Origin of the sequence: Blastococcus sp. PRF04-17, from assembly GCF_023016265.1 — a bacterium.
In the GTDB taxonomy this organism is placed as follows: Bacteria; Actinomycetota; Actinomycetes; order Mycobacteriales; family Geodermatophilaceae; genus Blastococcus_B.
Genome location: NZ_CP095412.1, coordinates 3868541 through 3892994 on the forward strand (window position 1 = coordinate 3868541; position 24454 = coordinate 3892994).

Consider the following 24454-nt stretch of genomic DNA (forward strand, 5'->3'; position numbering starts at 1 on the left):
TTCCACGGGACGCGCTCCGACGCTGTTACGGAGCCCCACCCCGCATGACGTTGGTCCACCCTGTGTCCTTCGAGTCGAACACCACCGAGAACATCGAGAAGACGGTCGAGCCCACCGGCCCGACCTTCGGCCAGCTCGGCCTGCCCCAGCTGCTGGTGACCGCGCTCGAGCGCCGCGGCATCCGCCACCCCTTCGCCATCCAGACCTCTGCGCTACCCGACGCACTCGCCGGCCGCGACGTGCTCGGCAAGGCCGCCACCGGCTCGGGCAAGACCCTCGCCTTCGGCCTGCCGCTGCTCGCCCGCCTGGCCGAGGACGTCCGCCACGGCCGCCGTGCGCCACGCGGCCTGGTGCTCGTGCCGACCCGTGAACTCGCCCAGCAGGTGCACGACAACCTGGCGCCCCTCGGCCAGGCCACCGGCGTGCAGCTCGCCACCGTCTACGGCGGCGCGCCCATGTACCGCCAGATCCAGCAGCTGCGCCGCGGCGTGGACGTCGTCATCGCCACTCCCGGCCGGCTGCAGGACCTGATCAGCCAGGGCGAGGCCACCCTCGCCGAGGTCGTCATCACGGTGCTCGACGAGGCCGACTTCATGGCCGACCTGGGCTTCCTCCCGGTCGTCAAGGAGCTCCTGGACCAGACCGTCCCCGACGCGCAGCGGCTGCTGTTCTCGGCCACCCTGGACGGGGAGGTCGACGCGCTCGTGCGCCGGTACCTCGAGGACCCGGCCCGGCACGAGGTCAAGCGCGCCGGCGACGACGCCCCGCCCGCCGAGCACCTGGCGTTCAGCCTCGCCTTCCGCGACAAGCTGCAGGTCGCCACCGAACTGGCCGGTCGCCCCGGCCGGACGATCGTCTTCGCCCGCACCCAGCTGGGCGTCGACCGGCTGACCGAGAACCTCAAGGCGGCCGGCATCAAGGCCGAGGCGATCCACGGCGGGCTGCCGCAGTCCGCGCGCCGGAGGGCCCTGGAGGAGTTCACCGACGCCCGTTCGCCGGTGCTCGTGGCCACCGACGTCGCCGCCCGCGGCATCCACGTGGACGACGTCTCGCTGGTCCTGCACTACGACCCGCCGAACGACGTGAAGACCTACCTGCACCGCTCGGGCCGCACGGCGCGTGCCGGTGCCGCGGGTCTGGTCGTCTCGCTGCTCCTGCCCGACCAGGTCGGCCAGGCCAAGCGCCGCTACCGGTCGGCGAAGCTCGACCCGCGCGTCGACCGGATCCGCCCCGGCGACCCGGCGATCGCCGAGCTGGTCGCCTCCGGCGTCCACGTCGAGCCGAAGGAGCGCACGCAGCGCGACATGCGGCGCGGCGGCGGTGGCCCTGGTGGCCGTCCGCGTCGGGACGGCGATCGTCCGGGCGGCCACCGCGGCGGCCCGCGCCGGTCGTTCGGCGACAAGCCGCGCCCGGCCGGCGACCGCCCCTACGGCGACCGTCACCGCAGCTCCGGTCGGCCCTCGCGCCACAGCAGCTAGCACACGAGAACGCCGCAGCGGCCGGTCCCGGGATCCCCGGGGCCGGCCGCTGTCGTTCAGTCGCGGAAGACCAGGGTTCCCCCGACCTGGGTGACGACCTCGTCCCAGAGGGGGCGGAGCACGGCGGCGTCCTCGGCGCGCAGCGTGGCGCCCGGATTCGCCTCGCCCCGGGCGATGGCCTGGCCGAGGGGTGACGCCGGGGCCAGCAGCTCCTCGACCCGGGCCAGTCCGCCGTACTCGGCCAGGTCGCGGGCCCCCTCGACGGGCTGGGCGAACGCGCGGTGGTCGACGAGGCCGGCAGCGCCGTCGGCGACCTCCGCCAGGACCTCGGACAGCTCGGTCAGGTCGTAGCGGTCCTGGTCGGCCGGCAGCGCTCGGACGTCGGTGTCGGCCACCTCGGGCCACGAGGCGATCTCGGTCAGGTCGTGGTCCTCGGTGCCCTTACAGAAGCGGGCGAGCGCCTCGGGACCGTCGAACAGGAACACCTCGCCGTCGCGGCCGAGGAACCGGGCGACGTCCTCGACGTAGCAGCGGAGCGTGACGCCGGCCCCTTCGGGGACCACCACCTCCACCGGCAGGATGCCGACCGACTCCCAGAACCGGCCGGCCTCGGCCACCTCGGCGGGCGACGCGCTGATCCGGCCGCCGCGGGCGATCGTGCGCACACCGGCCGCAGGCCCAGTTGCCTCGGGCTCGTCGTCGTCCACCAGCACGACGTCGTCGGGGAGGTCCTCGGCGCCGAGCTCCTCCGCCTCGGAAGCGGCCGGATAGGCGTCGAGCGTGGTGGAGCCGGCGCCGGTCCAGTCCAGGTGCTCGGAGAGCTCCTCGACGACGTCCTCCCACAGCTCGTCGAGGACGCCCCCCACGCCGAGCCAGGCGTCCTCGCCCGAGCGCCCGGCGAAGGCCTCCGCGCCGAGGCCCAGCGACCCGATCTCGGGCTTGCCCGCCAGCTCGGCGACGGCCTCGAACTGGCCGTCGGGCTCGTCGAGGTCGTCGTCCTCGGGTTCGGCGCTGGTGTCGAGGCACTCGGCGAGCCGGCTGACGATGTCGATCGTCGCGGCGAGCTCCTCGACCGCCCAGCGGTCGGGGCTCTCGGCGGCGATGTCGTACACGCCGTCGAGGTCGTAGCGGTGGTCGTCGTCCGGGGTCAGGTCAGCGGCGCCGAGGCCCTGCACGACCGGCCAGACCGGGTGGTCGGCGAGGTCGTGGTCGGTGCTGGTGCGGCAGAACGCCGCGAGTGCCGCGGGTGAGGGGAAGAGATGCACCTTCGCGACGTCCCCCTCGGTGGTGCCGAGGAACGCCTGCCACTCCTCACCGTCCTCCTCCCAGGGTGGGGCCCACAGGGTGTAGCCGGTGCGGTCATCGAGGGTGAGTGCGATCGGGACGATGCTGGGCCTGGCCACGCGCACATCCTGCCCGGTCCCCCTGGACGCGCGCGCCAGGGTTCCCGACGACCCCCTCTCGCGGGCCGTCTGCGCAGGTAGCGTCCCGGTGCATGACGGTGATCGACGACCAGGGCCGCCCCGAGCCGCCGGTGGCGGCCGACGAGACCGCCACCCTCCTCGGGTTCCTGGACTTCCAGCGCGCCACGCTCGAGTGGAAGAGCCGGGGCCTGGACGCGGCGGGCCTGCGCGCGACGGTCGGCGTCTCGACGATGACCCTCGGGGGGCTGCTCAAGCACATGGCGCTGGTCGAGGACGGGTGGTTCTCGCGGTCGCTGCACGGCAACGACCGGCACCCGCCGTTCGACGCCGTCGACTGGGCCGCCGACCCGGACTGGGAGTGGCGCACCGCAGCCGACGACTCGCCGGAGGGGCTCCGGGCCCTCTGGCAGGCCGCCGTCGACCGCTCGCGCGCGCTGACCGCCGACGCGCTGGCCGCCGGTGGGCTCGACCGTCCGGCGAGCCGCAGCTGGCCCGACGGTCAGCGGCCCAGTCTGCGGTGGATCGTCGTCCACATGATCGAGGAGTACGCGCGGCACAACGGACACGCCGACCTGCTCCGCGAGTCGGTGGACGGCGAGACGGGGGAGTAGCGCCAGCTCAGGCCTTCGGCCGCGGCGCGGGGCGGACGACGAGCACGGGGCACGGCGCGTAGTGCTGGACGCGCTGGGCGGTGCTGCCGATGAGGATCGCGTCGGAGATCCCGCGGCCGCCGGCCGCCACGACGACCAGCCCGGCGTCGACCTCCTCCGCGGCCCGGATGATCTCGGCCGCGGGCGAGCCGCTGCGGACCTGCTTGTCGATCCTCGGCCCCCAGCCGTCGAACACGGCCGCCACCGCATCGACGGCGCCCTGCGCCGCCTCCCGGAAGCTGCCCGTCCACTCGCCGGCCCGGTGCTGCTGCGACTCGGAGATCTCGTCGGCGAAGGCCACGGAGGCCAGCGGCCGGATCACGGCCACCACCGCGATCGCGGTGATCTTCCCCGGGTCCGCGAAGGACATCAGGTGGCGGGCAGCGGCCAGTGACTGCGGCGACCCGTCGGTGGCGACGACGACCTGCATCTCAGGCTCCCGTCCGGCACGTGGCCTCGGGGTCGCCGCGGCGGGTGCCCGCTGGGCGGTTCCGCGAGCCGAGCGTGTACTCGATGAGGAACAGCACCACGCCGACGGCGACGAGGCCGGCGCACCACAGCAGCGAGGCCGGGTCGTCGTAGATGGAGAACCCGAGGATGGCCAGGTTGCCGAGCAGCCCGACGACCAGCAGCGGTGTGCTGGCCCGGAACGTGCGTTCGTCCTCGTCCTGACCCCTCAGCTTGAGGCAGGCGACGATCACGAGGGCGTAGATGGCCAGGAGGAAGACCACCGTCACCAGGGCCAGCCGGTTGACCAGGTCGATGCCACCACCGGCCTCGAGCACGATGGGGCCCGGTGATCAGGAGCGCCGCGACCACCCCGGCGCTGAAGAGCAGCCCGACCCAGGGGCTGCGGCGGGTGGCATGGATCGTGGCGAAGACGCCGGGGACGACGTCCTCCTTGGCCATGCCGTAGAGGATGCGCGGCTGCGTGACGATCGTGACGAGCGTGGTGTTGGTGATCGCGATCAGCGCGATGATCGAGAACAGCGTGGTCATGACGTCGGTGGAGAACGGCAGGATGCCCTGCCTCACGACCTCGAGCAGGGCCGCGTCGGAGCTCGCCAGCTGGTCGACGGGCACGGTCAGGGCGGCTGCCATGGAGACGAGCACGTAGACCACGCCGGCGACGACCATGCCGCCGACCAGGGACCGCGGGAAGGCCCGGTGGGGGTCGATGGTCTCCTCGGCCACGTTGGCCGTGTTCTCGAAGCCGGTCATCGCGAAGAACGAGAACGCGATGCCGGCCAGGACGGCCAGCGCCGGGTTGCCCGAGACGCTGATGTCGGCCAGGACGCCGAAGTCGGCATCGCCCTGGACGACGTACCAGATGCCGATGAACATCACGATGAGCAGACCGGCGACCTCGACGAAGGTCATCAGCATGTTCATCACGACCGACTCGGTGATGCCGATGAAGTTGACGACCACCAGCGCCAGCAGGAAGACCAGCGACACCAGCAGGGCCGGCGGACCGTCCCACACGGTGGCGAAGTAGGAGGCGAAACCGGTCGCCAGGGACCCCGACGCCGCGAAGCTGGCCGACAGGAACGACACGGTGACCAGGAAGGTCAGCGCCGTGCTGCCGAAGGCCTTCTTGACGTAGAGCGCGGCGCCGGCGGCCTGGGGGTACTTGGTCACCAGCTCGGCGTATGCCGCCCCCGTGATGGCCGCGACGGTGACGCCGAGGGCGAAGGCGATCCAGAACGCGCCGCCGACGGCGGCTGCGACCAGACCGATCAGGACGTAGATGCCGGAGCCGAGCACGTCGCCCAGCGTGTAGAAGAACAGCTGCTTCCCGGTGATCGACCTCCGGAGACCGCCGGCCTGGTCGTCGGCCGTGGTGGTGCGAGGTTCGGCCACGGGTGCCTCGTTCCGTCGTCGAGCGTGGGCGTGGTGACGGCTGATCCTGCCGCCACCGGCGCTCCGCTGCCCGGCGAAGCCGAGGTCCGTCCTGTCAGACCCCGATGGGGTGCCACACCGTCTTGGTCTCGAGGAACGGGGTGAGGCGGCTGAGTCCCGGGTCGGCCGTCCAGTCGGGCTCGATCGCGGGCGGGCGGACGACGCGCTTGACCGTGCCGGCCGCCTCGCGCTCGAACTCCATCGCCCGCCGCTCCGGCGCACCGGTGAGGTCGATGGCGTCGACGTCGGCGTGCTCGGCCAGCCACGAGCCCAGCTCGCCGGCGTCACCGGTGAGGATGTTGACCACCCCGGCCGGCACGTCGCTGGTCGCGAGCACCTCGGCCAGGGTGACCGCGGGCAGCGGCCGCTCCTTCGACGTCACGACGACGGCGGTGTTGCCACCGGCGAGGACCGGGGCGAGCACGCTGACCAGGCCGAGCAGGGAGGACTGCTGCGGCGCCAGGACGGCGACGACCCCGGTCGGCTCGGGCATGGAGAAGTCGAAGTACGGCCCGGCGACGGGGTTGGCCCCGCCGAGCACCGCCGCGAGCTTGTCGGTCCAGCCCGCGTACCAGACCCAGCGATCGACGGCGGCGTCCACGGCGGCGCGTGCCTTGGAGGCGGACAGGCCCTCTCCGGCGGCGACCTCCTCGCAGAACTGGACGTGCCGGCCCTCCATCACCTCGGCCACCCGGTAGAGCACCTGCCCGCGGTTGTAGGCGGTCATCGCCGACCACTTGCCGAAGGCGCCGCGCGCTGCCACGACGGCGTCACGGGCGTCCTTACGGGAGGCCCACGCGGCGTTGGCGAGGAAGTGCCCCTTGGCGTCGGTGACCTCGTAGCTGCGGCCGGATTCCGACCGCGGGAAGGCGCCGTCGACGTAGAGCTTGTAGGTCTTGCGGACGGCGAGGCGCTCGCTGCCGATCACTTCTCAGCACCCTTCAGGTAGGCGGCCAGCCCGTGCCGGCCGCCCTCACGGCCGTAGCCGGACTGCTTGTAGCCGCCGAACGGCGAGGTCGGGTCGAACTTGTTGAACGTGTTGGCCCACACGACGCCGGCGCGCAGCTGGTTGGCGATCTTGAGGATCCGCGAGCCCTTCTCGGTCCAGATGCCGGCCGACAGCCCGTAGGTGGTGTTGTTGGCCTTGGCGACCGCCTCGTCCGGCGTCCGGAAGGTCAGCACGGAGAGGACCGGGCCGAAGACCTCCTCGCGGGCGATCCGGTGGGCGGGGGAGACGTCGGTGAAGACCGTCGGCGGGAACCAGAAGCCGCGCTCGGGCAGGTCGCAGGCGGGCTGCCAGCGCTGGGCGCCTTCGGCGACGCCGTAGTCGGACAGTTCCCGGATGCGGGCGAGCTGGTCGGCGGAGTTGATGGCGCCGATGTCGGTGTTCTTGTCGAGGGGGTCGCCGACGCGCAGGGTGCCGATCCGCCGCTGCAGCGAGGCGATCACTTCGTCGTGGATGTTCTCCTGCACCAGCAGGCGGCTGCCCGCGCAGCAGACGTGGCCCTGGTTGAAGAAGATGCCCTGCACGATGCCCTCGACGGCCTGGTCGATCGGGGCGTCGTCGAAGACGATGTTGGCGGCCTTGCCGCCGAGCTCGAGGGTGAGCTTCTTGCGGGTGCCCGCGACGGCGCGGGCGATCTGCTTGCCGACCTCGGTCGAACCGGTGAACGCGACCTTGTCGACGTCCCCGTGCTCGACGACGGCGCGGCCGGTGTCGCCGGCACCGGGAACGATGTTGACGACACCCGGGGGCAGGTCCGCCTGCTGGCAGATCTCGGCGAACAGCAGCGCGGAGAGTGGAGTGGTCTCGGCCGGCTTGAGGACGACGGTGTTGCCGGTGGCCAGCGCCGGGGCGACCTTCCACGCGAGCATCAGCAGCGGGAAGTTCCACGGGATGACCTGGCCGGCCACGCCGAGCGGGCGCGGGTTGGGGCCCAGGCCTGCGTGGTCGAGCTTGTCGGCCCAGCCCGCGTGGTAGAAGAAGTGCGCCGCGGCCAGCGGGATGTCGACGTCCCGCGACTCGCGGATCGGCTTGCCGTTGTCCAGCGACTCCAGGACGGCGAACTCGCGGGCGCGCTCCTGGAGCAGGCGGGCGATGCGGAACAGGTACTTGCCGCGGTCGGCCGGGCGCATGGGGCCCCAGGTCCTCGTGAACGTGCGCCGGGCGGCGGCGACCGCCCGGTCGACGTCGGCGGCGCTGCCGGCGGAGACCTCGGTCAGCACCTCCTCGGTGGCCGGGTTGACCGACTTGAACGCCTCGCCGGTGCCGTCGACGAACTCACCGTCGATGAACAGGCCGTAGGACGGCGCGATGTCGACGATGGACCGGGACTCGGGGGCGGGGGCGTACTGGAACGGGCTGGTCATGCGTCAGTCCACCGTGACGTAGTCGGGGCCGCTGTAGTGGCCGGTGCGCAGTTTCTGCCGCTGCAGCAGGAGGTCGTTGAGCAGGCTGGAGGCGCCGAGGCGGAACCAGTCGGGTGTCAGCCAGTCGGGACCGGCGGTCTCGTTGACCAGCACCAGGTGCTTCATGGCGTCCTTGGTCGTCCTGATGCCGCCGGCCGGCTTCACGCCGACCTGCTTGCCGGTCGCGGCGCGGAAGTCGCGCACGGCCTCGAGCATGACCAGGCACACCGGCAGGGTGGCCGCGGGCTGGATCTTGCCGGTCGAGGTCTTGATGAAGTCGCCGCCGGCGAGCATGGCCAGCCAGCTCGCCCGGCGGACGTTGTCGAGGGTGACCAGTTCGCCGGTCTCGAGGATGACCTTGAGGTGCGCCTCCCCGCATGCCTCCTTGACGGCGACGATCTCCTCGTAGACGTCGAGGTAGCGGCCGGCCAGGAAGGCGCCGCGGTCGATGACCATGTCGATCTCGTCGGCGCCGTTGGACACGGCGTCCCGGACGTCGGCGATCTTGACCTCGCGGCTCGCTCGCCCGCTCGGGAAGGCGGTGGCGACGGCGGCGATGTGGATGTCCGTGCCGGCCAGCGCCTCTTTCGCGATACCGGCCAGGTCGCCGTACACGCAGACGGCGGCGACGTGCGGGACGGTCGCGTCGCCCGGGTCGGGGTGCTTGGCCTTGGCGGCCAGGCTGCGCACCTTGCCGGGGGTGTCGGCCCCCTCGAGGGTGGTCAGGTCGACCATGGAGATGGCGGTGTCGATCGCCCAGGCCTTGGCGGTCGTCTTGATCGACCGGGTGCCGAGGACTGCGACCCGCGACTCGGCGCCGACCTGGTCGACCCCGGGGAGGCCGTGGAGGAAGGCGCGGAAGGCCGCGTCGGAGCGCGTGACGTCGCTGTACGGATCCACGGGCGGGGTCGCCGCCCGGGCATCCGCCGACAGCGCGTCGGGGTCGAGCACGTGGGTCATGCGGCCATCATCCCCTGCGCGGACGACATCCCGGACAGTGCTCACTCGGCTGGAGCAGGAGTGCGACAGAGAGTCGGTCGTGCCACGCCGCGCAAGGGTGGTGGGCGAACTGTGGACAACGTTGTGACCTGGGGATTCGCGCTGCGGGACCGGGCTGGGACCGGTATTCTTCGTACGTGTGTTCGGACGGTTCGGGTGATGTGCTGGCGGCGCTGGAGGCCGACCTCGACGCCCTGGCCGCCCAGGACCTGAAGGGCATGTTCGGGCCCCAGGTGCTCGAACGGCTCGGCCGGCTGGTGCGGGCGTCGAACCGGCTGACCGCGCAGCTGACCCGCCACGTGCGGGAGGGCGAGCTGACCCAGGCGGCCGAGCACGACGGGAAGAAGACCATGCAGTCCTGGCTGCGCGGGCACGCCCTGCTCGCCCCGGCGGCCGCCGGTCAGCTGGTGCGCACCGGCCGGGCGCTGGAGCTGCTGCCCGCGGTGGCCGCGGGCTTCGCCGCCGGCGCGATCACCGCCGACGCCGTTGCGGTCATCGCCCCGATCACCCGTCCCGAGCACGTGGCCGCCGCCGCAGCGGCCGGCGTCGACCTCGCCGGGGTGGACCGGGTGCTGGCCGAGGTCGCCGCCTCCCAGCAGCCCGGCGAACTCGCCCAGGTGGTGCAGCGCTACCTGGCCCACCTCGATCCCGACGGCCCGGAGCCGGACCCCACCGAGGGGCGGTCGCTGTCGATCGTCCAGCATGCCGACGGTTCGGTCAGCGGCCGGTTCGAGCTCGACGCCGTGGCCGGGGAGCGGGTGCAGGCGGCGCTGGAGTCGATCGTGCAGGCCAACCGGCCGCTCGGCGACGGCCGCTCCCGCGCCCAGCAGCAGGCCGACGCGCTGGTCCAGCTGGCCGACAACGCCCTGGCCGCCGGCGACCTGCCGATCCTGCGCACCGCCAAACCCCAGGTGGCGGTCACCATCGACATCGACGACCTGGTCGACCCGGCGACCGGTCCGGCCGCGGGCCGGATGGGGTTCGGCGCGCTGATCTCCGCCGCGCGGGCCCGCATGCTGGCCTGTGACGGCGACATCACCCGGATCGTGTTCGGTCCCGACGGCGCCCCGCTGGACTACGGCCGGAGCCACCGCGTCGTGCCCAAGGCGCTGCGGCGCGCCGTCGAGCACCGCGACCGGTCCTGCGTCTTCGCCGGCTGCGGCGCCCCCACCCACTGGTGCGATGTCCACCACCTCGTGCACTGGGCCGACGGCGGCGACACCAACCTGGAGAACTCCGCCCTGCTCTGCGAACGCCATCACACCAAGGTCCACCACGGCTTCCGCGTCGAACGACCACCCGACGGCCGATGGCGCACCTACCGCCCCGACGGCACCGAGATCCTCATCGGCCAACCCCTGCTCATCTGATCTCTGCAGAGTGCTGCCGATACGGTGTCGCGCGTGCAGCTGACCGTCGTCGACCACCCGTTGGCCCGCGCCCGCCTCACCCGGATGCGGGACGAGCGCACGGACAACGCCATGTTCCGGGCCGCCCTGCGCGAGCTCACCCAGATGCTCGTCTACGAAGCAACCCGTGACCTGGAGATCGCCGAGGAGCCGATCCAGACGCCGGTGACCGCCACGACGGGGTACCGGCTCGCGTCGCCGCCGCTGATCGTGCCGGTGCTTCGGGCGGGCCTCGGCATGGCTGACACCGCGCACGGGATGCTGCCGGAGTCGCAGATGGGCTTCGTCGGGCTCGCGCGCAACGAGGACACCTTCCAGCCGGAGGCGTACATGGCCTCCCTCCCGGAATCGCTGGTCGGCCGGCACGTGTTCGTGCTCGACCCGATGCTCGCGACCGGCGGCTCCTTGGTGCACTGCTGCGGGCTGCTCACCGAGCGCGGCGCTACCGAGATCACCGTGCTGTGCACGCTGGCCGCGCCCGAGGGCCTGCGCCGGCTGGAGGAGAGCGGACTGCCGCTGCGGGTGTTCACTGCCAGCGTCGACGAGGGCCTCAACGACAAGGCCTACATCGTCCCCGGGCTCGGCGACGCCGGCGACCGTCAGTTCGGCGCGGTCTGACCATGCGGTTCGGGGTGCTCGGCACCGGCTTCTGGGCGGACAAGATCCACGCCGCCACGCTGGCCGAGCACCCGTCGGCGGAACTGGTCGGGGTGTGGGGCAGGGACGTCGCCAAGGCGAAGGCGGTCGGCGCCCAGTACGAGGTGCCCGGATTCGCCGACGTCGACGACCTGCTGTCGCAGGTGGACGCCGTGTCGATCGCCGTGCCGCCCGACGTCCAGGTGGAGCTGGCGCTGCGGGCCGCCACGGCGGGGAAGCATCTGCTGCTGGAGAAGCCGATCGCGCTGAACCTCGCCGACGCCGATCGGCTGGTGGCCGCGGTGCACGACGCCAAGATCGCGTCGGTCGTGTTCTTCACGTTCCGCTTCCGTCCGGGGACGGCGGCGTGGCTGGAGCAGGCGGCCCGGACCCGGCTCGCGGGCGGTCACGGATCCTGGCTGTCGGCGCTGGCCGGCTCGCCGTTCGACGACTCGCCCTGGCGCAAGGAGCACGGCGCCCTGTGGGACATCGGTCCGCATGCGCTGTCGGTGCTCGTCCCCGCGCTCGGGCCGGTCGTCTCCGTGCAGGCCGGCGCGGGACTGCGGGACACCGTCCACCTGGTCCTGACGCACTCGTCGGGTGTCGCCTCGACCGTGACGGTGTCCCACACGGTCGCGCCGATGAGCGCCGGCACAGAGTTCTTCGTGCACGGCGACGCCGGCCGGCTGGTGCTGATTCCCGAGGACGGCGTGGCCGCAGAGGCGTTCGCCGTGGCGGTGGACGAGCTCGAGTCGGCCGCGATGACCCGGGGCACGCACGCGTGCGACGTCGGGTTCGCGCGTGACGTCGTCGCCGTCCTGGAGGCGGCCACCCGGGCCCTGGCTTCCGGGTGCCGGGAGTCGGTCACCGGCTGAACTCCGGCCCCCGTTCCAGGGGCGTCGTGCACGCTCGTGGGGTCCTGTAGCGCCCACCCGTGCGGGCGAGAGGGTCGCGTGTCGGTGTCCGTTCCGGAACGCGAACCGGCATCCTCGTCGTGGCGCCCCCGCCGAGGGCGGGAACGGGGGCGGCGTGAGCTTCAGCAGGTGGTACGTCCGTCGTGGGCGCATCGACCGCCAGACGTGGTGGCTGCACTACACGCTGCCGCTCATGCTCCTGGCCACCCTTGCGGGCATCGCGGACAGCTCGCTGGGCTATCCGGCGCCGGCCAGCGAGGGGTGGTCGATCTACACCTACACGGGCGGGCCACTCAGCCTGGCCGTCTGCTTGGCCTTCCTCGCACCCTCTGTGACGTCGATCGTCGCCCGGCTGCACGACAGAGGGCACTCCGCGTGGTGGCTGTTGTGGCTGCTCGTGCCCGGCCTGGGGCCGCTGGTGGTCTTCATCCAGAACGGGTTCCTGGTCGGCCAGGGTGGGGTGAATCGGTACGGCCCCCCACCCGACGAAGAGGTGATGGCCGCCCAGGGCATGTCGGCCACGCGGTAGCCCATTCAGTCGTACGGGTTCGTGAGGACCGGACGCGCCTGCAGGACCGTGAAGGACACGGGTGGCCCGTCGGTCGTGGTGGTGCCAGGGACGGCGATGCTGGCCCCGCCGTCGACGCTGAACGTCCCACCCCACGTGGTGGTTAGGTGGGCGGTGTAGGTGCCGCTGGCGTAGTCGTGCGTGATGGTGTGGTCCGGGTACGGCGCACCGGGCTCGGTCGTGGTGAAGTCGCCTCCGTCGCCGGTGTGCCACGTGAACGCGGTGGCGCCCGCGACGATGTCGACGGTGAAACCGCGGATGTCGAGCGTGAACGTCTGCGTGATCGGGTCGTCGGTGTAGAAGATCACCGGAAGGCCCACGAGCCCGTTACCCGGCGGTTGATGGTCGGTCGCGAGCAGGGGCAGCGGCAGTTCCTGGAAGTACCGGAAGACCTCCCCTGGGGACGGCGGCGGGTTCAGCGCCGTCACGTCGATGCACCCGCGCCCAATGTAGGACCAATCGCCGACCGCAGTTCCAACGGCGATGTCGGGATCGAACGGGGTGTTGTCGTCCGTGCGGGGACCAGGCATGACTAGCGGGCGTCGCTCGATGACGTAGTTCTGGACCACTCGTCTCTGCGGGGCAGGGCACTCGACGAAATCGCTCGGTCGGCAACCACCCACTTCCCGGTCACTCCAGATGCATGGGTGCACCAGGCGGTAGATGTAGGGAGGAATTGCGGGCGCCACGTTCGAGGCAACCCAGCCAACGCCCGGCTGTGCGGTGACCAGTGCGGCGGTGAGAACGCCATCGCCGGTCCCGACGGTGGGCCGGGGACAACTGCGCCGGCAGTCTGCGTCCGCTGCGCGAGACGGATCACCCGGCGCTGCGGCCCCACTGCTCATGTGGAGGGACACGGTCGCGACCAGCCATATCACGACGAGGCACAAGCGGATCGCCCAACGCTGAGTCATCCCAGCGTCAGCCCCACCATGATCCAGGACTGCATCGGTTCGTCCCACCGGAGCGTTGCCCCGGACGACAGTCGGGGAAGTGCGTCGAAGACCAGGCCTTCGACCGGCTGTCCGGAGCGATCGACAACCGTCATGGCGGCTTGATCGGCGGTGAAAGAAACGCTCGTGGGATCCGACTCCCGCGCCTCGATGTAGGTGATCGTCAGCTCGCCGCCCCTGTACGAGTAGCCGGCCGCCGCATCCTCGTCGGTGTCGTCGGCGATTCGATTGCACTCGCGGCAGCCGTCACTGAAATCACGCAGGGGCTCTGCATCCATGACGGTCGACGTGCGGTTGATCAGCTCGATGTAGTAGCGGACGAACGCCTCGGCGCCGGCGGCGTCCCGCATCCGTGCTTCGTCCGGCATGGGCATGTCGGCCGGTCCTCGGGATGGGAGCGCTTCGGTCGTCTCGGCGGCGCTGGTCGGCGGCAGCGTGGTGTTGGCTTCCTGCTTCTGCGAGCACCCGACCAGCACGACCAGGCCCGCAGCCAGCAGTGCCACGAGCCGATTCACGCCGTCACCCCTCGTGTTGATCACGGAACGGCCGGAGACTACGCAGGGCGGGAAAGCCGTTGCATCCGGACCTGTGGACAACCACCCGATGGCAGTGCGGGCGTCGTAGGCCCGCACTACAGGCCGAGCGCCGCCGACATCTCCGTGCGCAGCTGGTCGAGCTCGTCCTCACCGCGTCCGCGGGCGGCGATCAGCCCGGCGTCGTCGTGCACGGGCACCACCGTCTCCAGGTACGCCTTGAGCTTCGGCTCCGTACCGCTGGGCCGCACGATCACCCGGACGCCGTCCCCGAGCAGGCGCACCGCGTCCACCGGCGGGCTCTCCAGGGCCAGGTCGGCGAACGCCACGCTGCGGCCGAGCAGCGCAGCCGGGGGGCTGACCGCAGTCGGGCCATCGCGTCGGAGATGAGGGTGAGGTCCTCGACGCGCACCGACAGCTGCCCGGTCACGAACAGCCCGTGCTCGCGCGCCAGGTCGTCCAGCCGGTCGAGCAGCGTGCGGCCGGACGCCTTCAGTTCGGCGGCCAGCAGCGCGACCGCCAGTGCCGCGGAGATGCCGTCCTTGTCGCGCACCACCGACGGCGCCACCGAGTACCCCAGCGCCTCCTCGTAGCCGTAGACGAGCGGCGCGGAGGCCGAGCCGGCCCGCATGATCCACTTGAACCCGGTCGGGGTCTCCTCCGACGGCACGCCGTGCGCCTGCGCCACCACGTGCATCAGGGACCCGCTGACCAGCGACGATGCATAGGTTCCGCGCACACCTCGGCGCAGCAGCCAGTCCGCCAGCAGGGCGCCGACCTCGTCACCGGTCAGCTGGCGCCCGCCGCACACCACCGAGCACCGGTCGGCGTCGGGGTCCTCGGCGATCGCGACGTCCGCCCCGACCCGCGCGGCCAGCGCGGTGAGCAGGTCGACCGCGCCCGGCTCCTCCGGATTGGGGAAGGCCACCGTCGGGAACGCCGGGTCCGGCCGGTCCTGCTCGGGTACCGACACCGGCTCGGCGAGCCCGGCGGCGGCGAACACCGCGCGCGTCGTCTCCGCGCCGACTCCGTGCATCGCGGTGTATGCCACCACCAGATCGCCGCGGGAGGGCACGCGTGCGGGCTCGAGCGCGGCCACCACGGCGGCCACGTAGTCGGCCTCGACGTCGTCCCCGAGGGTCAGCCAGTCGTCGGCGAGCGGGACCTCGCGTGCCGGGCCGACGGCCGCGATCGCGGCCTCGATCTCGCGGTCGGCCGGCGGCACGAGCTGGGCGCCGTCCCCGAGGTACACCTTGTAGCCGTTGTCGTCGGGCGGGTTGTGGCTCGCGGTCACCATGACCCCGGCGACGCAGCCCAGGTGCCGCACGGCGAACGACAGCACCGGCGTGGGCAACGCCGTGGGCAGCACCTGCACCGCGAAACCGGCGGCGGTCAGCACCGCCGCCGAGACGTGCGCGAACTCGTCGGACCGCCGGCGCGCGTCGAAGCCGATGACGATGCCGCCACCGGCAGACCCGGAGGCGGTCAGCCAGGCGCCCAGCCCCGCGGCCGCCCGGGTGACCACGGCGGCGTTCATGCCCGCCGGCCCGGCGCGCAGAGGCCCGCGCAGTCCCGCCGTCCCGAAGGTCAGCGGGCCGGCGAACCGCCGCTCCAGCTCGGCGGTGTCGCCGGCGGAGACGAGGGCGAGGATCTCCGCCCGGTCGCCCTCGTGCGGGTCGGCCTCGGCCCACAGGCGGGCGGCCTCGGCGACGCTCACAGCCGCCCCCCGGCCGCCTCGACGTTCTCGGCGTCGAAGTCCGGCAGCGTGTACTGGCCGCCGACCCGCGCGTGCACCGGATCGGCCGGGTCGGGCTCGCCCTCGGCCTCCAGCAGCGCCTCGGCGTACACCTCGGCGTCGTCCTGGGGGTCGTAGCCGAGCGCGCGGGCGGCGCTGAGGTCCCACCAGTTGCGGGTGTTGGCCGAGACGCCCCAGACGACGGCGAACCCCGGGTCGGGAGCTCGCAGCGCGGCGTCGACCAGGGACACGGTGTCGGCAGGGGAGAGCCAGGTGGCGAGCATCCGGACGGTCGTCGGCTCGGGGAACGCGCTGCCGATGCGCAGGCACACGACGTCCATGCCGTAGCGGTCCGCGTACAGCGAACCGAGAGCCTCCATGGTCACCTTGGCGACGCCGTAGTAGGTGTCGGGCCGGGGCGGCGCGTCGACCTCCCGGAGCGGTCCCGCCGTCGGGCGCGGGGTGAACCCGGTGGCGTGGTTGCTGCTGGCCAGCACCACCCGCCGCACGCCCGCCCGGCGGGCGGCCTCCACCACGCAGTAGGTGCCCTCGATGTTGGCGTGGCTGATCGCCGGCCAGGTGGATTCGCCCACGACGCCGGCCAGGTGCACCACCGCGTCGACGCCGTCCATCGCGTCGGCCATGGCGGCCAGGTCGGTGACGTCGGCGACCACCTGTTCCTCTCCCGGGCGCTCGTCCGGCACCGGGACGACGTCGAGGCAGCGCACCGCCCAGCCACGCTCGGGCAGTCCGCCGCGCAGGACGGTGCCGATCCGCCCGGCCGCACCGGTCACCAGCACCGAACTCACGGGAGCCGCCGGACGAACTCGACGAGGAACTGCCCGAGCCGGCCGGCCGCCGCCCTGCCGGCCGCCAGCACCTCCTCGTGGTCCAGCTTCTCGCCGGTGATGCCGGCCGCCGCGTTGGTCACCATCGACAGCCCGAAGATCTCCAGGCCGGCGGCGCGGGCGGCGATCGCCTCCAGCGCGGTCGACATGCCCACCAGGTCGGCGCCCAGCGTCCGCAGCATCCGGATCTCGGCCGGCGTCTCGTAGTGCGGGCCGGGCAGCGCCGCGTAGACGCCCTCGCTCAGAGCCGGGTCGATCTCCCGGGCCAGCGAGCGCAGCCGGGCCGAGTACAGGTCGGTGAGGTCGACGAAGTCGGCGCCGACCAGCGGCGACCGGGCCGTGAGGTTGAGGTGGTCGCTGATGATCACGGCCTGCCCGACCCGGTGGTCGGGGGCCAGCCCGCCCGCCGCGTTGGTGAGGACGACGGTCCGCACGCCCGCCGCGGCCGCGGTGCGCACGCCGTGCACGACCGGGTCGACGCCCCGACCCTCGTAGTAGTGCGTGCGGCCGAGGAACAGCAGCACCCGTCGCTCGCCCACCCGCACCGAGCGCACCTCGCCGCCGTGCCCCACGGCGGTCGGGGCGGCGAAGCCGGGCAGGTCGCCGATCGACACGGAGGCCTCCGCGGTGCCGAAGGCGTCGGCGGCCGGCGCCCAGCCGGAGCCCATCACGACCGCCACCTCGTGCGGGCCGCCGAACGCGGCGGTCAGGTCACCGGCCGCGAGAGAGGCGAGGGTCTGGGCATCGGGTCCGGAAGGCTGGCTCACGCGGGGACGCTAACGCAGCGGCTCACGAGGAAGCCGGGGGCACATGCGTCCCAGTGGTTCGCGCGGCGGGCGTGTCCGCGACCAGGGCCGGACCGGGCGCCCGCACCCTGGCCCCGTGCAGCGCATCGAGATCGACGGCGTTCCGTTCTTCACGACCCCCGGCCCCGCACGGGCGACCGCGGCCCTCGTCTTCGGAGTGGGCCTGCGGGACGAGACCTTCGCGACCCAGGGCATCACGCATCTCATCGAGCACCTGGTGATGGGCACGCTGCCCAAGTCGCACCTGGAGTCCAACGCCACCGTCGACGTCGAGTCGACGATCTTCTACGCGACCGGCCGCCCGGCCGCCGTGGCCGCCTTCCTCGAGGGCGTCTGCGCCGCGCTGGCGGACCCGCCTTTCGACCGGATGGACAAGGAGATCGGCGTCCTCCAGGCGGAGAACTGCACCGGCTCGCACCCCACGGCGTCAGCCCTGTGGGCGGCCCGGTTCCGGCTGAACGGCCCCGGCCTGGCCATGGCGGGCGGCGGGGTGCCCGAGTGGCTCACCGAGGAAGCGGTCCGCGCGCATGCCCGGAAGTGGTTCGTCCGGGACAACGCGGCCGCCATGTGGCACGGCGACCGCCCGGAGCAGCTGCGGCTCGTGCTGCCCGAGGGGCCACGGCCCAGCCGCCCGCACCCGCCCGTCCGCGTGCAGACCGGGCCCCTCTGGATGCAGGGACCGGCCGCCGGTGCCGGTCTGCTGCTCAGGGTCTCCGACCCCGCGGACGCCGCGACCGGGGTCGGCGTCGACGTGCTCGCCGAGCGGATGCGCGACGTGGCCCGCAAGGAGCGCGGTCTGAGCTACCACGCGGACCTCGAGATCGTCGACATCGCCCCCGCGCACCGCGAGGTCGCCGTCGTCGTCGACGCCCGGGAGGGGCAGGAGGCAGCCGTCGCGCAACTGCTCTGGGAGCAGTATCTGGACCTCTGCGAGCACGGCCCGTCGCCGGCCGAGCTCGAGCACGCCGTCGACGGCTTCGCCGAGCACCTGGACAGCGGGGACGACGTCGCCCTCTCCGACCTGAGCCGCGCAGCGTTCACCGAGGTCTTCGACCTGCCGTTCCGGCCCGCCGCCGACGGGGCGCAGCGGTGGCGCGCGGTGACGCCCGGGCAGGTGGCGGCCGCGCTGCGCACCTGCCGGCCGGACGCGATCCTCATGGTCCCCGAGCAGGTCGACCCGGGCCCGCTGCCCGGCGGCATCGAGCGCGGGTACCTCTGCAGCCCCGTGACCGAGCTGCCCTCGGGAACGGTCTTCCGGCCCTCGCTGCTCGCCCGCGCCCTGCACAAGGCGGCCCGGCTCACCCTGGTCGTCAACGAGGCCGGCCTCGCCCACCGGGACGCCGACGGCGACGGGCACTTCATCCCCTGGCCCGAGGTGGAGGCCGCGGTGCCGGCGATCCAGGGGTACGGAGTCTTCGTCGTCGGCCGCAACCTGTGCGGCATCGACGTCCACGAGGACGTGTACGGCCGCCGGGCGGTGGACGCGGTCCGCGCGCAGCTGCCGCCGCACGTCTTCGTCCAGGTCCCGCCGCAGCGCGCGGACTCCGCGCAACCGGAGGCGGCGGGAGCGCGCTGACCGACCGGAGGCAGGATCGCGGCATGACGTCCTCCCTCTCCGGCCCGCGGGTCCGCCTGCGGCCGTGGCGCCCGGACGACGCGGACGCGGTGTTCGCCGCCTGCCAGGACCCCGAGATCCAGCGCTGGACGGAGGTGCCCGTGCCGTACCTGCGCGAGCACGCCGTGGCGTTCGTGGGCGAGCTGGCGGAAGCCACGCAGGCGGCCGGCGGGACACAGTTCGCCGTCGATACGCGCGACGGGAGGGAACTCGTCGGTGCGATGACGCTCTTCCCGCCGCGGGACGGCGTCGGGGTCGCCGGCTACTGGACCGTCGCGAGGCACCGCGGGCGAGGGCTCACGGCGGAGGCGCTGCGCGTGCTGACCGCGTGGGCCCTGGACGACCTGGGCCTGCGCCGCATCGAGCTGGTCGCCGACCCCGCCAACACCGGCTCGTGCCGGGTCGCCGAGTCCGCCGGTTACCGGGCCGAGGGCGTGCTCCGCCAGCGGTCGGTCCACCGCGGCCGGCCGGTCGACGACGTCATGTACGCCCAGCTGGCGGAGGACCCGCGACCCGTTCCCTGAGCGCCGTGCGCCAGGGACCGCTACGGCCGACCGGTCGGGCCTACCGTCTGTCCCATGCGCATCGCGGTCCTCGGACCGCTGGAGGTGACCGACGACGGGTCACCCGTCGCGGTGCCCGGCGGCAAGGAGCGGCTGCTCCTCGCCGTCCTGACCGCGCACGCGCCGTCGGTGGTCAGCGCCGACCGGCTGGTCGACGCGCTCTGGGACGGGGACGCGCCCCCGTCGGCGCGCAAGTCGCTGCAGGCCCACGTGGTCCGGCTGCGCAGCGCGCTCGAGCCCGGGCGCCCGCGCGGGTCGAGCGGGCGGCACGTCGTCCGCCGGGGGCCGGCTACGCCCTCGCCGTGGAGAGGGACGACGTCGACTGGATGCTGCTGACCGACGCGGCGGCCCGGGGGCGGGCGCAGCTGGCCTCCGGGGACGCCGCCGCGGCCGAGCGCACGCTGGCCGGTGCGCTGGAGCTCTGGCGTGGGGAGCCCTACGCCGACTGGCCCGATGCCGCCTTCGCCGCCGCGGAACGCCGGCGGCTCGACGAGGTCCGGTCCACCGCCCTCGCGGCGTTGATGGAGGCCCGGATCGCCCTCGGCCGGCACGACGAGGCGATCGCCGACCTGGAACGCGCCGTCTTCGTGGAGCCGCTGCGCGAGGACTGGTGGCGGCTGCTCATGCTCGCCCTCTACCGGGCGGGCCGGCAGGCCGACGCCCTCGCGACCGCGCGGCGGGCGCGCACCGTGCTGGCCGAGGAGCTGGGCGCCGATCCCGGCCCTGCCCTCCGGGCGATGGAGTCCGCCGTGCTCGCGCAGGATCCCGCGCTGGACCCCGCGCCGCTCCCGCGGCAAGACGTGCCCGCCGTCGCCGGGGAGCGGTGCCCGTTCAAGGGTCTGGCCGCCTACCAGGTGGCCGACGCGCCGCTGTTCCAGGGCCGGCGTCGCCTGGTCTCGGCACTGGTCGGCCGGCTGGTGGACGCCCCCGTCGTGGTCGTCTCGGGGCCCAGTGGGGCGGGCAAGTCCTCCGTCGTCCGGGCGGGGCTGGTTCCCGCCCTCGCCGGCGGCAGCGTGACCGGCAGCGAGACCTGGGAGGCCGTCGTGGTCACGCCGGGTCGGACCCCGGTCGACGTCCTCGCCCCGCTCACGGGCGAGGTGCCCCCCTCCGCCCCGGTCCTGCTCGTCTGCGACCAGCTGGAGGAGCTCTGGGCCCGGGGGTCGACCCGCGCGAGCGCGCGGCCTTCCTCGACACCGTGCTGGGCCTGATGGACGACGGGATCGTGGTGCGGTGCGTCGCCGCCGTCCGGGGTGACCATGCCGGACGGCTGGCCGAGCACGCGGCCTTCGCCGAGCGGGTGGCGGGCGCGTTCGTGCTGGTGCCACCGCTGACCGATCCCGAGCTGCGCGAGATCGTCCGCGAACCCGCCCGGACGGTCGGCCTGGACGTCGAACCCGAGCTGCTCGACGCGGTGGTCGCCGACGTCCTCGGCAGGCCGGGGGCGCTGCCCCTGCTCTCGACGGCGCTGGTCGGCACGTGGGAGCGGCGTCGGGGGAGCACCTTGACGCTCGCCGGCTACCTCGAGGCCGGCGGCGTCTCCGGGGCGCTGACCCGGTCGGCCGAGGCGGCGTACGCCGCGCTGGACGAGGAGGCGCGCGCCGACGCCCGTCGGCTGCTCGTCCGGCTCGCCGACGTGGACGACGGCGGCGCCCTGGTCCGCCGGTCGCTCCCGCTGGCCGAGCTCGCCCTCGACGCCGCTCCGCAGTCCTGGCACCGGGTGGTGGAGACGTTCGTGGACCGCCGCCTGCTGTCCGTGGACGACGACCACCTCGAGGTCGCGCACGAGGCCCTGCTGACCGGCTGGCCCCGCCTGGCCCGGTGGCTGGACGACGACGCCGTGGGCCGTCAGGTGCGCCGCCACCTTGCACCGGTGGTCCTGGACTGGGCGGCTCGCGGCCGCCCGGTGGACGAGCTGTACCGCGGGGCGCGGCTGGCCGCGGCCCTCGACTGGGCGGCGCACGACGACGCGCAGCCGACCGCGCTGGAGCGGGAGTTCCTCGCCGCGTCGCAGGAGCGCGCCGAGGACGAACTGCGGGAGGCGAGGGACCAGGTCGCGCGGGAGCGGCGGGCCCGGCGCCGCACCCGGCGGCTCGCCACCGGGCTCGCCGCGGTCCTCGTGGTCGCCCTCGTGGCGGCGGTGCTGGCCGTGCGGTACCAGCGGGACGCCGATGCCCGGGCGACGGAGGCCGAGCGCCTCTCGCGGGTCGCCGACGCCAACCGCCTGGTGGCGCTCGCCGAGGCCGAGGGATCGGTCGACGTGTCCCTCCTGCTCGGTGCGGAGGCCGTCCGGCTCGCTGGGACGCCCGAGTCCCACGACGGCCTGCTGAGCACGCTCCTCGACCGTCGCCGCGCGCTCGGGGTGACGACGGTCCGGGACCCGGCTGTCGGCAGCACGTTGGCCGGCAGCACGCTCTACGTGGACAACGGACGGTCGCTGTCGGCCTGGCGGGTGAGCTCGGGATCCGAACCGGACGAGCCGCCGCGCCCGATCGGCACGTGGGGCCGGTGGGTCGTGGCCGACGGCTCTCCGACCGACGAGCGCCTGGTCGCTGCCGGCACCGATGTGCACGGCCGGATGTGGGTCCGCCTCCTCGATCCGGACGGGCGGACGACAGTTCTCCTGGAGCGGGCGGTGGCCGCCGGCCGGCCGCTCGACGTCGCCTTCACCGGCGACGGACAGCGGGTGCTGCTGCTGGCGGCCCGCGAGGCCCCGAGCGGGGCCGGCTCGTGGTCGGCGACCGAATTCGACCTCGTCGGCGGTGGGCGCCGGGACACCGGGGTCGGCGGCACCCTGCCGGCCGCGGCGGGCTCGCACACGGCCGACATCAGCGATGACGCCCGCAGCGCGGTGCTCTCCACCGGTGCCGGGACCGCCGCCACGCTCGTCAGCCTCTCGGACGGACGGCAGATACCCCTCCAGACGCCGCAGCGCGGCATCGCCGGCACCGGGTTCCGTGCCCTCTCCACCGGGGCCGCGCAGCTGTGGGCCGACGGCGCGGTCACCGTGTACGCCGAGGACGGCCGGCCCGTCCAGCAGCCCGCCGTCGGCTCCGAGCCGGTCCGGGACGTCGTCGTCTCACCCGACGGAACGTGGGCGGCCGCAGTGGGCGGCGGCGGGCGCATCACCGTCTGGAACGTCGACCCGTCGACCGGTCGGTGGACGCCGCGCACGTCGTTCGACGGCCACGACCGGGGAGTGCGCAATGCGGAAGTGGCCGGTGACGGGCAGCGCCTGGTCACCGTCGGCGAGGACGACCGACTCGTGACCTGGGACGTCACCCCGAGTGGCGCCTTCGGCACGCCGCTCGGTGAGGCGGGCGATCGGCGGCTCAGCTCGCCGCTGTTCGTCGCCGAGCCGGAGTGGCTCGCCGTCGGGCTCACCCAGCCCGTCGAACAGGACGCGACCGCCCTCTGGCCGGCCGGCGCGGCAGTCACGTTCTTCGACCTGCGGACCGGTGCGGTCGTCGACACCGTGCCCCTGCGCGAGCTCCATCCCTTGCCGCCGGACGTCGTCACCCCGATCGACAGCGACCGGCCGGTCCTCTCGATGGCGGTCAGCCCGGACCGCCATCGGATCGCCGTGACGACCGGGCTCACGGTCACGGTCATCGACGCCCGCAGCCGCGCCGAGGCGAACCGCTTCGACGTGCCCGCAGACGGGCTGAGCACGCGTCGCGGGGACCTCCTTCCGGCAGCTCCGGTGCTCTGCCTGCAGTGGACCTCCGACTCGTCGATGCTCGTCCTCGGCACCGGTCGCTACGCCATCAACGAGCCGCTGGGTGCCTTGATCAAGGTGGACCCGTCGACGGGGGAGGAACAGGTCCGGGAACCGATCAGCAGCGTGCCCGACGGCATCGCCGCCCATCCGGACGGCCGGAGGATGGTGGTGAGCGACACCCAGGGCGCCGTCCAGCTCTTCAGACAGCGCGACCTCAGCCTCGACCGGTTCCTGGCGTCGGTCAAAGGCGACTGGGTCACCAGCCTGGACTTCACCGCGGACGGCGCCCGGCTGCTCGTCGCCGATCGTGCGAGCGGGGTGTCGGTCATCGATCCGGAGACGAGCGAGCGCTCCGTGCACCAGTTCGACTGGTCGCTGCTCCAGGCGGCGTGGCTGCCTGACGACCGGACGATCGCCCTGAGCGGCGCCGACGGCTCGGTCCGCCTCTTCGACCCGGTGCGGCGGGAGCTCCTGACGCCGGCGTTCTCGGCCTCCGGGGACGGTCAGCCTGCGCACGTCCACCTGTTGGTGACGGCCGACGAAATGGTGGCGTTGAGCGGGGAACGACCCGGACGGCGCTGGCCCCTGGACCCGGAGGCATGGGTCCGGGAGGCCTGCGCCGTCGTCGGGCGGGACTTCTCCCGCGCGGAGTGGGAGCGCTACCTGCCCGACCGCCCCTATCGACGGACCTGCACCGACCTGGGGTAGGCGGTCAGCAGGGGTAGTGGATCACCGTGTCCTCGTGGAGGAAGTAGCAGCTGTCCCAGCCGGTCGGCTCGATCAGCGAGATGTCCCCGTCGTCGTCGACCTGGACGAGGACGCTGCGGTACTTGGTGATGAACAGCCGGCTGCCGTCGTGCAGCCCCTCCGGCAGCACGGAGGCGTCGTCGCGCGGCTCGCTGTCGAACCGGGCGGCGACGGCGGCGCCGTCGTGGTCGGCCGCGACGGCCCAGCCTGCCGTGCCGACGGCGGCGGTGGCGACGGCGAGGACGACGGCTGCGCGGCGGGAGAACCAGCGGGTGGTGGTCATCTCGAGAACTCCTGTGGTGGGGCGCCGTGCGGGTTGCCGGCGGTGACACCAGGACAGACCGGGCCGGTTGCGAACCGGCCCCGAAGCGGTTGTGGTCCGGTTGCGATCCAGGTGGGGACGGAGGAACCGCACCGTGCACGGCCCCCTGGACGGGTGAATCTCCGGTCGGTGGGCGACGGTGATCGCTCCTAGACTTCCGACGTGCAGATCCCGTTCACGTCCTCGCAGCGCGCCAGCCTCGGCGTCGAGTGGGAGTTGCAGCTC

Annotated in this window: 22 protein-coding genes and 1 pseudogene; 10 read left to right on the forward strand and 13 right to left on the reverse strand. The window is 73.5% G+C overall.

Annotated elements, in window-relative coordinates:
* The first annotated feature begins 44 nt into the window (after window positions 1-44).
* The gene (locus MVA48_RS19690; protein ID WP_246982702.1) at window positions 45-1478 is read left to right on the forward strand and encodes a DEAD/DEAH box helicase; all 1434 of its coding nucleotides are present in this window, start codon (window positions 45-47) and stop codon (window positions 1476-1478) included.
* A 56-nt stretch (window positions 1479-1534) separates the two neighbouring features.
* Here MVA48_RS19690 and MVA48_RS19695 read toward each other — a convergent pair whose 3' ends face one another.
* A complete protein-coding gene (locus MVA48_RS19695; RefSeq protein ID WP_246982704.1) occupies window positions 1535-2881 on the reverse strand; it encodes a hypothetical protein in 1347 nt (448 codons plus the stop codon).
* Between the two features lie 92 nt (window positions 2882-2973).
* On the opposite strand from MVA48_RS19695, the gene MVA48_RS19700 reads away from it, so the two are divergent.
* A complete protein-coding gene (locus tag MVA48_RS19700; RefSeq protein WP_246982706.1) occupies window positions 2974-3513 on the forward strand; it encodes a DinB family protein in 540 nt (179 codons plus the stop codon).
* 7 nt (window positions 3514-3520) lie between these two features.
* Here the strand turns inward: MVA48_RS19700 and MVA48_RS19705 are convergent, their stop codons facing one another.
* From MVA48_RS19705 to deoC, 5 genes are all read right to left on the reverse strand, one after another.
* Entirely contained in the window at window positions 3521-3982 is a 462-nt protein-coding gene (locus tag MVA48_RS19705; protein ID WP_246982707.1) for a universal stress protein, read from the reverse strand.
* A complete protein-coding gene (locus MVA48_RS19710) occupies window positions 3922-5415 on the reverse strand; it encodes an APC family permease (RefSeq protein ID WP_246982708.1) in 1494 nt (497 codons plus the stop codon). The genes MVA48_RS19705 and MVA48_RS19710 overlap by 61 nt, the downstream gene beginning before the upstream one ends.
* A gap of 94 nt (window positions 5416-5509) precedes the next feature.
* Complete coding sequence (locus tag MVA48_RS19715) at window positions 5510-6382, reverse strand: aldehyde dehydrogenase family protein (protein ID WP_246982712.1); 873 nt, start codon at window positions 6380-6382, stop codon at window positions 5510-5512.
* Window positions 6379-7824 carry an aldehyde dehydrogenase family protein gene (locus MVA48_RS19720; RefSeq protein ID WP_246982714.1) on the reverse strand — a complete coding sequence of 482 codons (1446 nt, stop codon included), beginning with the start codon at window positions 7822-7824 and terminating at the stop codon, window positions 6379-6381. Before MVA48_RS19720 ends, MVA48_RS19715 begins: the two co-directional genes overlap by 4 nt.
* 3 nt (window positions 7825-7827) lie before the next feature.
* The gene (deoC, locus tag MVA48_RS19725; protein ID WP_246982716.1) at window positions 7828-8823 is read right to left on the reverse strand and encodes a deoxyribose-phosphate aldolase; all 996 of its coding nucleotides are present in this window, start codon (window positions 8821-8823) and stop codon (window positions 7828-7830) included.
* A 176-nt stretch (window positions 8824-8999) separates the two neighbouring features.
* On the opposite strand from deoC, the gene MVA48_RS19730 reads away from it, so the two are divergent.
* The 4 genes from MVA48_RS19730 to MVA48_RS19745 all read left to right on the forward strand — a co-directional run bounded on the left by MVA48_RS19730 (window position 9000) and on the right by MVA48_RS19745 (window position 12350).
* Window positions 9000-10232 (forward strand): HNH endonuclease signature motif containing protein, encoded by a 1233-nt coding sequence (locus MVA48_RS19730; protein WP_371821160.1) that lies wholly within the window; start codon window positions 9000-9002, stop codon window positions 10230-10232.
* 33 nt (window positions 10233-10265) lie between these two features.
* Entirely contained in the window at window positions 10266-10889 is a 624-nt protein-coding gene (gene upp, locus MVA48_RS19735; protein ID WP_246982718.1) for a uracil phosphoribosyltransferase, read from the forward strand.
* A gap of 2 nt (window positions 10890-10891) precedes the next feature.
* Entirely contained in the window at window positions 10892-11782 is an 891-nt protein-coding gene (locus MVA48_RS19740; RefSeq protein ID WP_246982720.1) for a Gfo/Idh/MocA family protein, read from the forward strand.
* A gap of 154 nt (window positions 11783-11936) precedes the next feature.
* Window positions 11937-12350: a DUF805 domain-containing protein gene (locus MVA48_RS19745; RefSeq protein ID WP_246982722.1), complete on the forward strand. Its 414-nt coding sequence runs from the start codon at window positions 11937-11939 to the stop codon at window positions 12348-12350.
* 5 nt (window positions 12351-12355) lie between these two features.
* On the opposite strand, the gene MVA48_RS19750 is transcribed toward MVA48_RS19745, so the two are convergent.
* The 6 genes from MVA48_RS19750 to MVA48_RS19775 all read right to left on the reverse strand — a co-directional run bounded on the left by MVA48_RS19750 (window position 12356) and on the right by MVA48_RS19775 (window position 17225).
* A complete protein-coding gene (locus MVA48_RS19750) occupies window positions 12356-12817 on the reverse strand; it encodes a hypothetical protein (protein ID WP_246982724.1) in 462 nt (153 codons plus the stop codon).
* A 482-nt stretch (window positions 12818-13299) separates the two neighbouring features.
* Window positions 13300-13857 (reverse strand): DUF6318 family protein, encoded by a 558-nt coding sequence (locus MVA48_RS19755; protein ID WP_246982728.1) that lies wholly within the window; start codon window positions 13855-13857, stop codon window positions 13300-13302.
* Window positions 13858-13973: 116 nt separating this feature from the next.
* Window positions 13974-14168, reverse strand: a complete 195-nt coding sequence (locus MVA48_RS19760) for a hypothetical protein (protein ID WP_246982729.1) — start codon at window positions 14166-14168, stop codon at window positions 13974-13976.
* Window positions 14129-15592 (reverse strand): phospho-sugar mutase, encoded by a 1464-nt coding sequence (locus MVA48_RS19765; protein WP_246982730.1) that lies wholly within the window; start codon window positions 15590-15592, stop codon window positions 14129-14131. Before MVA48_RS19765 ends, MVA48_RS19760 begins: the two co-directional genes overlap by 40 nt.
* Window positions 15589-16419, reverse strand: coding sequence for an NAD-dependent epimerase/dehydratase family protein (locus MVA48_RS19770; protein ID WP_246982732.1), 831 nt, complete (start codon window positions 16417-16419; stop codon window positions 15589-15591). Before MVA48_RS19770 ends, MVA48_RS19765 begins: the two co-directional genes overlap by 4 nt.
* A complete protein-coding gene (locus tag MVA48_RS19775; RefSeq protein WP_246982734.1) occupies window positions 16416-17225 on the reverse strand; it encodes a purine-nucleoside phosphorylase in 810 nt (269 codons plus the stop codon). Before MVA48_RS19775 ends, MVA48_RS19770 begins: the two co-directional genes overlap by 4 nt.
* A 115-nt stretch (window positions 17226-17340) precedes the next feature.
* Between MVA48_RS19775 and MVA48_RS19780 the strand changes: the two genes are divergently transcribed.
* The 4 genes and pseudogenes from MVA48_RS19780 to MVA48_RS19800 all read left to right on the forward strand — a co-directional run bounded on the left by MVA48_RS19780 (window position 17341) and on the right by MVA48_RS19800 (window position 23868).
* Entirely contained in the window at window positions 17341-18840 is a 1500-nt protein-coding gene (locus MVA48_RS19780; protein ID WP_246982735.1) for an insulinase family protein, read from the forward strand.
* A 23-nt stretch (window positions 18841-18863) separates the two neighbouring features.
* A complete protein-coding gene (locus MVA48_RS19785) occupies window positions 18864-19403 on the forward strand; it encodes a GNAT family N-acetyltransferase (protein ID WP_246982738.1) in 540 nt (179 codons plus the stop codon).
* Window positions 19404-19457: 54 nt separating this feature from the next.
* Window positions 19458-19778, forward strand: a complete 321-nt coding sequence (locus MVA48_RS19790; RefSeq protein WP_246982740.1) for an AfsR/SARP family transcriptional regulator — start codon at window positions 19458-19460, stop codon at window positions 19776-19778.
* A pseudogene (locus MVA48_RS19800) lies at window positions 19769-23868 on the forward strand (nSTAND1 domain-containing NTPase). The gene MVA48_RS19790 and the pseudogene MVA48_RS19800 overlap by 10 nt, the downstream one beginning before the upstream one ends.
* 4 nt (window positions 23869-23872) lie before the next feature.
* On the opposite strand, the gene MVA48_RS19805 reads toward MVA48_RS19800, so the two are convergent.
* Complete coding sequence (locus MVA48_RS19805) at window positions 23873-24190, reverse strand: hypothetical protein (protein ID WP_246982746.1); 318 nt, start codon at window positions 24188-24190, stop codon at window positions 23873-23875.
* Window positions 24191-24454 lie beyond the last annotated feature (264 nt).